This window comes from Micromonospora sp. NPDC049529, from assembly GCF_055586685.1.
On record NZ_JBVJHT010000031.1, the window covers coordinates 60746 to 68206 of the forward strand.

7 protein-coding genes are annotated in these 7461 nt (G+C 73.4%); 3 read left to right on the top strand and 4 right to left on the bottom strand.

Features of this window, described 5'->3' with window-relative positions; all coding sequences use genetic code 11:
• Positions 1-13: 13 nt before the first annotated feature.
• Positions 14-1471, bottom strand: a complete 1458-nt coding sequence (locus ACZ6QQ_RS35205) for a hypothetical protein (protein WP_465882224.1) — start codon at positions 1469-1471, stop codon at positions 14-16.
• A 707-nt stretch (positions 1472-2178) separates the two neighbouring features.
• Here ACZ6QQ_RS35205 and ACZ6QQ_RS35210 point away from each other — a divergent pair.
• The 3 genes from ACZ6QQ_RS35210 (at position 2179) to ACZ6QQ_RS35220 (ending at position 5513) form a co-directional block, all read left to right on the top strand.
• Entirely contained in the window at positions 2179-2784 is a 606-nt protein-coding gene (locus tag ACZ6QQ_RS35210) for a class I SAM-dependent methyltransferase (RefSeq protein WP_465882225.1), read from the top strand.
• 43 nt (positions 2785-2827) lie between these two features.
• Complete coding sequence (locus ACZ6QQ_RS35215) at positions 2828-4507, top strand: ABC-F family ATP-binding cassette domain-containing protein (protein ID WP_465882226.1); 1680 nt, start codon at positions 2828-2830, stop codon at positions 4505-4507.
• 61 nt (positions 4508-4568) lie between these two features.
• Complete coding sequence (locus ACZ6QQ_RS35220) at positions 4569-5513, top strand: aldo/keto reductase (protein ID WP_465882234.1); 945 nt, start codon at positions 4569-4571, stop codon at positions 5511-5513.
• Between the two features lie 88 nt (positions 5514-5601).
• Here ACZ6QQ_RS35220 and ACZ6QQ_RS35225 read toward each other — a convergent pair whose 3' ends face one another.
• The 3 genes from ACZ6QQ_RS35225 to ACZ6QQ_RS35235 are packed head-to-tail and all read right to left on the bottom strand — an operon-like array spanning position 5602 to position 7215.
• Positions 5602-5838, bottom strand: coding sequence for a DUF397 domain-containing protein (locus ACZ6QQ_RS35225; protein ID WP_465882228.1), 237 nt, complete (start codon positions 5836-5838; stop codon positions 5602-5604).
• Between the two features lie 7 nt (positions 5839-5845).
• Positions 5846-6694, bottom strand: a complete 849-nt coding sequence (locus ACZ6QQ_RS35230) for a helix-turn-helix domain-containing protein (protein WP_465882235.1) — start codon at positions 6692-6694, stop codon at positions 5846-5848.
• A gap of 5 nt (positions 6695-6699) precedes the next feature.
• On the bottom strand, positions 6700-7215 hold the full coding sequence (locus ACZ6QQ_RS35235) for a hypothetical protein (protein ID WP_465882229.1): 516 nt from the start codon (positions 7213-7215) through the stop codon (positions 6700-6702).
• Between the last annotated feature and the right edge of the window lie 246 nt (positions 7216-7461).

The window sequence follows — 7461 nt, forward strand, 5'->3', positions numbered from 1 at the left end:
GGCACGGGGCGGGTCAGGCTACCGGGGTGGCAGCGGGGGACGGGGCGACCGGCACGGTGGCCCGGCGTTCGAGCACGTTACCGCGCAGGTGCAGTTCGATCATGTCGAAGAGGATCTGACGGGCGTACGGATCGTTGTCGCCGATCGCCGTACGGTCGGTCTTGGCGATCACGCAGTAGACCAGGTAGTGCCCGCGTACGTGCCAGCCGACCTGCGCGGAGGCGAGGGCGATCGCCTCGGTCCCCGTGCCGGCGGCGAGGCCCTGGAACCGACCCTTGCCACCGTCCACGAGCGGCTTGATCTTCTGGTGCGCCCATTCGGCGCCGGTCGCGTCGGCCAGGTTGAACACGCCGGCGGTGACCAGGTGGTTGCCGCTCGGCGAGCGCAGGGTGCCGCGTACGACCTGGTCGCAGCCGAGTTCGGTGAGCAGCGTGTTGATCTCGCCGGTGGCGGCGGCGGTGCAGTCGGTGCCGGCCTGCGTCCGGAGCACCTGGTACGCGGGCTCGGCCGGGTTGATGACGATCTGTTCGGCCGGGAACACCTCGGACTCGGTCAGCGGTGTCGGGTCGACGGTTCGCGAGCTGATGTCGCGGGGCAGCGCGGTCGGCGGGGTGGAGTCGGCCGATTCGCGACCTGCCCGGCCCTGCCGCTCGTCGGCGATGATGAAGTAGGAGCCGAGCCCGCAGACGGCCAGCAGCACCAGCGCGCCGAGCCCACCGATCACCCACTGCCAGGTGCGCTTCTGGTCGCGGGTCGACGCCACCGGCGCGCCGGCCGCGCTGTTCCCGCTCCTGGCGACGACCATCGCGGAACCGGTCCGGACGGGCACCAGCGCGGACCCGGGGCGCGTGGGAACGAGGGATGCGGCGGTGGGTGATCCGTCGCCGCGTGCGGGGTTGTTCGTGGGCGAGGGGTACGACTGTCCGGAGCCGCCGGTCCGGGCGGCTCGGAGCTGCGCCATGCTGACCTGGGCCGTGCCGGTGCGGGGCGGTGGCGGATCCGGCGGTGTCGGTGATCCGCCCGAAGGCGGACGCATACCGGGGAGCGGCCGCTGGGCGCCACCCGAGACCGGTCCGGGGGCGCCCGATGCCGGGGCGCCGGGGCGGTTCGGTGCCTCGCGCGACGTTCCCGGCAGTGCGGGGGCGGGAAAGCGGGACGACGGTCGCGCCGGGTTGCCGCCCTCGGCACCGCCCCGGCCCGGCGGCACCCGATCGGGGGCGGGCCGCAGCGGTGCCCGTTGCACCGGAGGTCGGGCAGTGCCGGGGCCGGTGGAGCCGACCGTGCCACCATCGGCGCGCGGCCGTACGTCGGGCGGTGGCGGCAGGGTCACCTGTTCCGGTGCCGGCCGGCGATCGCGGGCCGGCTGGAGGGAGGGCCGGGCGGAGGGCTCCGGTTGTCGGGCCGGGCCCGCCGGCACCCGAGGTGGGACCACGCCCGGCCGTGGGGCGAACACGGGGGCCGGAGCGTCCATCTCCGTTCGTTGGCTGGGCAGCGCCGCCGCCCCGGTCGCGCCCGGACGCCGGGCCGGTTGCACCGGCCGAGCCGTCCCCCGAGCGTGGTCCGGTGGTGCCGCCGGCTGAGCCGGGGCTGGACGCGGAGTCGGTGCCGGGCGCGGTAGCGGGACCGCCGGAGCCGGGCGTCCCGGTGCCGTTCGCACCGCTGGCGGAACGGCCAGGTGAGGCGGTTCCGCTCGGCGTCCGGCCGACGGTTCGCGTTCAGGTGAGGGCTGGCGTCCGGGCGACGGCTGGCGTCCGGGACGGGCGAGGCCCCAACGGTCGGCGTCGGGCGCCTCAGACAGTGGCCGTCGCAGTCGTCCGGCCGGCAAACCCGAACCCGGGTCCGACCGCTGCTCCGGTGCCGGCGGGTCGGGCGGGGACGGCGGCCTGGGATCGGCGCGACGGTCTCCGGTCAGCGGCCCGCGAGGTGCGGGCGGACGGCCCCGACGAGCGTCCCGGTCGGCCCGCTCGGGGTCACGGTCGGATGGTGGGAGCCACCCACCGCTACCCGTACCGCGCCCGTCTGTCATGTCGCTCAGGGTAATGGAAAGGTCTCATTTGGCGCCTCTCCCAATGAATCACGCCAGATGAAAGACGAGACATTCGGGCAGGAAACTCCGGGGGTACGGAGGGGTCGACCACGCCTGCGACGCAGAAACAGCGGTAGGCGAGAATGCGATGCGTGACCGGCGACCACTACTTCACCCCCCAACCCGGTACCGCCCCCGACCGTCGTGAGATCGAGTTCTCGGCCGCCGGGCGGGACTACTCGTTGACCTCGGCCGGCGGGGTGTTCTCCGCCGCGCGGCTGGACCCCGGCACGGCCGTACTCCTGCGCAAGGCCGACCTGCCCGAGCCCGGCGCGGCCGGTCCGCTGCTCGACCTGGGCTGCGGCTACGGCCCGATCGCCTGCGTGCTCGCCACCGAGGCACCCGACGCCACCGTCTGGGCGGTCGACGTCAACGAGCGGGCCCGCGAACTCACCACCGAGAACGCCGTACGGATCGGCGCCGCCGACCGGATCCGGGTGGCCGCCCCCGACGAGGTGCCCGACGACGTCACGTTCACCGAGATCTGGTCCAACCCGCCGATCCGGATCGGCAAGGCCGACCTGCACCTCCTGCTCGCCCGCTGGCTGCCCCGGCTCGCCCCGGACGGTGTCGGCTGGCTGGTGGTGGGCCGGCACCTCGGCGGCGACTCGCTGCACCGCTGGCTGACCGAGCAGGGCTGGCAGGTGGAGCGTCCGGCCAGCCAGAAGGGCTACCGGGTGCTGCGGGTCACCCGCTGAAACCCGGTACCGCCAGCACCGACCGACAAGGCAGGATGCCCGCGTGGGTTACATAGACGTGGCCGGGGTCGGCTACACACTGCCGGACGGCCGGGAACTCTTCGCCGACGTGTCGTTCCGGGTCGGCGAGGGCGCCAAGGTGGCCCTGGTCGGCCCGAACGGCGCCGGCAAGACCACCCTGCTGCGGATGGTCGCCGGTGACCTGCCCACCCAGACCGGCGGCATCGCCCGCTTCGGCGGCCTGGGCGTGATGCGCCAGTTCATCGGCATGATCGGCGACGAGTCGACGCTGTACGACCTCGTCCTGTCGATCTCGGCGCCCGTGCTGCGCACGGCCGGGGCCCGGCTCGCCGCGGCGGAGGCGGCGCTGCACGCCGCCGAGGTGCGCGGCAAGTTCAGCACCGCCGCCGGCAAGGCCCAACTCGCGTACGCGGACGCGCTGGCCGCCTGGGGCGAGGCCGGTGGGTACGACGCCGAGGTGCTCTTCGACACCGTCTCCACCATCGTGCTCGACCTGCCCTGGGAGACGAGCCGTACCCGGCCCGTACGGACCCTCTCCGGCGGGCAGCAGAAACGGTTCGCGCTGGAGATCCTGCTCCGGGGCGGGGACGAGGTGCTGCTCCTCGACGAGCCGGACAACTTCCTCGACGTACCGGGCAAGCGGTGGCTGGAGGGGCGGCTGCGGGAGTCGACCAAGTCGGTCCTGTACGTCTCGCACGACCGGGAACTGCTGGCCCAGACCTCGGATCGGGTGGTCGCCGTCGAGGGCGGCAGCGCCTGGACGCATCCGGGCGGCTTCGGCAGCTGGCACGAGGCGCGGGTGGCCCGGCACGCCCGCCTCGACGAGCAGCGTCGCCGCTGGGACGAGGAGCACCAGAAGCTGCGTGACCTGGTGCTGATGTACAAGCAGAAGGCGGCGTACAACGATGGCCTGGCCTCGCGTTACCAGGCCGCGCAGACCCGCCTGCGCAAGTTCGAGGAGGCCGGCCCGCCACCGGTCCCGCCGAAGGACCAGGACATCCGGATGCGGCTGTCCGGCGGGCGGACCGCCAAGCGTGCGGTGATGTGCGAGCAGTTGGAACTGGACGGCCTGACCTACCCGTTCGACCTGGAACTCTGGTACGGCGACCGGGTCGCCGTCCTCGGTGCGAACGGGACCGGGAAGTCGCACTTCCTGCGCCTGCTCGCCCGTGGTGGCACCGACCCCGATCCGGCCAACGGTCCGGTCGACGGTGGTCACCTGCTGGCGCCGGTGAACCACGCCGGCGTGGTCCGGCTCGGTGCGCGGGTCCGACCGGGTCACTTCTCGCAGACCCACGACCGCCCGGAGTTGATGCAGAAGACCCTGGTCGAGATCCTCTGGCGGGGTGACGACCACCGGCAGGGGATGGACCGGCACGCGGCCATGGCGTCGCTCAACCGGTACGAGCTGGCCGCCCAGGGCGACCAGCGTTTCGGCACCCTCTCCGGCGGGCAGCAGGCCCGGTTCCTGGTTCTGCTGCTGGAACTCTCCGGTGCCACCCTGCTGCTGCTCGACGAACCGACCGACAACCTCGACCTGGCCTCGGCCGAGGCGCTCGAAGAGGGGCTGCGGGCGTTCGACGGCACGGTGATCGCGGTCACCCACGACCGCTGGTTCACCCGGTCGTTCGAACGGTTCGTGCTCTTCGGCGCCGACAACGAGGTGACGGAGACCCCCGAACCGGTCTGGGACGTCGGCTGACCGGCGGCAACAGGCCTCCTCCGGCGGCCGGCGAGGGCATAGGGTTGATCACGTGACTGAGATGACTTTCCGCCGGTTGGGCGACTCCGGGCTGATGGTGTCCGTCGTCGGTGTCGGCTGCAACAACTTCGGCCGGAAACTGGACGCCGAGGGCACCCGTGCGGTGGTCGACGCGGCGCTGGATGCCGGGATCAACTTCTTCGACACCGCCGACATCTACGGTGAGCCGAAGGGCGCCTCCGAGGAGCAGTTGGGTGCCGCGCTGAAGGGCCGGCGCGACGACGTCGTACTGGCCACCAAGTTCGGCATGGACATGCTCGGGGCCAACGGCCCGGACCACGGGGCGCGCGGTGCCCGCCGCTACATCAACCGCGCGGTCGAGGCGTCGCTGCGCCGGCTGGGCACCGACCACATCGACCTCTACCAGATGCACGAGGTCGATCCCGGCACCCCGATCGAGGAGACGCTGAGCGCGCTCGACGACCTGGTCCGCGCCGGCAAGGTGCGTTACCTGGGCAACTCCAACTTCTCCGGCTGGCAGATCGCGGACGCGGCCTGGGTGGCCCGGACTCGCGGCTACGCACCGTTCATCAGCGCGCAGAACCAGTACAGCCTGGTGGAGCGGCACGTCGAGACGGAGATCGCGCCGGCGGCCGAACACTTCGGTCTCGGCCTGCTGCCGTTCTTCCCGCTCGCCAACGGCCTGCTCACCGGCAAGTACAAGCGCGACGAGACGCCGCCGACCGGCAGCCGGCTCTCCGGTGGCGGACGGTACGCCGAACGCCTGGCCGCCGCGCCCTGGGACACCATCGAGGCGATCGAGAAGTACGCGGCCGAGCGCGACCTGACCCCGTTGCAGGTGGCGATCGGCGGGCTGGCCGCCCAGCCGGCGGTCGGCTCGGTGATCGCCGGGGCGACCACCCCGGAACAGGTACGGGCGAACGCCGCCGCCGGTCTGTGGCAGCCCTCGGCCGACGACCTGGCCGCCCTGCGCGCCATCCTCTGACCCGCGCCGCACACTGTCCCCGCCCGTACGGGGTCCGGAACGTTCGGTTCCGGGCCCCGTACGGCGGTGTGGGTGCGGTGGGCGGCGGTCAGCCGAGCCGGTGCCGACGGGTCGCCGTGACGAAGGAACGCCAGGCGGTGGCCGGGAACGCGAGCACCGGCCCGTCGACGTCCTTCGAGTCGCGTACGGCGACAACCGTCGTGCCGGCCGCCCGGCCACCGGAGTCGGCCACGGCGACCAGAGCCGCCACCTCTACGCAGTTCGCGTTCGAGCCGCTCCGGCTCGACCTGCGCCAGACGGCCCCGGAAAGCTGCGTACCGGTCATCGCGGTCTCACTTCCGCTCGTACTCCCCAGCCACCCGCGCAATGAAGTTTACCGATGCGATGGGGCTCAGGGCGGCTTCCGCGAGCCGGACCGCCTCCCGCCGGAAGAACTCGACCTGGTGCCGGTCGTCGAGGAACAGGCCGGTGAGCTTGTGGTCGAGGTAGACCACCGACCGGTCGCGCGGGAAGTCGAGCAGCGCGAACGCGCCGTCCAGTCCGGTGTGCGCCCCGGCCGCCAGCGGCACCACCCGGAGGGTGACGTTCGGCCGCTCGCTGGCCGTGACCAGGTGCCGGAGCTGCTCGGCCATCACCTGTGAGCCGCCGACCGGGCGGCGCAGGGCGGCCTCGTCGATCAGGGCGTGCAACGCCGGTGGGGCCTCGCGGGTGAGGATCTCCTGCCGGGCCAGCCGGGCGGCGATCCGGGGCTGGGTGTCGACCTTCCGTACGCCGCAGGACTCCATCACCGCCCGGGTGTAGTCCGGGGTCTGCAACAGCCCCGGTACGAGCAGCGGCTCGCAGCCGATGATGGTGCTCGCCTCGGCTTCGAGGTGGATCAGCGTGCGTGACTCGGCGGAGAGCCCGACGGCCGCCTCCCACCAGCCGGGCTCGGCGGCCCGTTCGACCTGGCGGAGCAGGGCGGCCCGCTCGTCACCGGTGACCCGGTAGATGACCAGCAGGGCGGCGGCCTCCTCGGTGCGTACCTGCTGGCGGCCGTGTTCGAGGCGGGACAGTCGGGAGGGTGGCCAGGCCAGTTCGGCGGCGACCTCGCGCAGGCTCAGCTGTCGGCGTACCCGTAGTTCGCGGAGCTGGCCGCCGATGTTGCGACCGGCGACGGCAGGCTGGGGGCGGCGGGGCACGGCGCTCAACTGTTGCGGTTGCGGGCGAGCAGTACGGCCGTGCCGGCGGCGGCGATCAGCAGCGCGCCGCCGATCAGCCACCACACACCGGTGCTGAGACCGGTGTCCTTGCGCAGTGCGACCGGGTTACCGGGCGGGGGCTTCGGTGCGGTCTGTTCGGCCTTGGCCTCGACGGTGACCACCGCCTCGGCGGGGGTCGGCGCGGGTGCGGTGACGGTGACCTGCCAGCGGCCGGGGGAGAGGATCGGTCCGGTGGTGTAGAAACCCTGCCCCTCGCCGGAGGGTTCGAGCTGGATCGGCCCGACGGTGTCGCCGGTGCCGTCGGTCGCCGTGAGTACCAGCCGGACGATCGTCTCCAGCTGGTGGCCGTCGGCGTAGCTGGCCCGGATGGTCACCCCGGTGGCGCCGTCGCCGGCCACCTCCAGGTTGAGCTTGCCGTCGTGCGCCGCCGCCGGCGTCGTGGACAACAGGAGCACCGGTACGAGAGCCAGCGCGGCGAGCAGGACTCGCAGGGGTCGCATCAGAGGTTCCTTTCAACACGCCGACACCCGGACGGTGCCGCGGGGTGGGTCCAGTGTGTCGGCTGGGGGCGGCCCGGCGGCAGAGCTGTGCGGTCGTGAATTGGTGCGGAGGGTCTGGGTGGTGCGCGCAACGGTGGTGCCCGGTGGTGCGCCGGGGGGGGGGGGGGGGGGGGGGGGGGGGGGGGGGGGGGGGGGGGGGGGGGGGGGGGGGGGGGGGGGGGGGGGGGGGGGGGGGGGGGGGGGGGG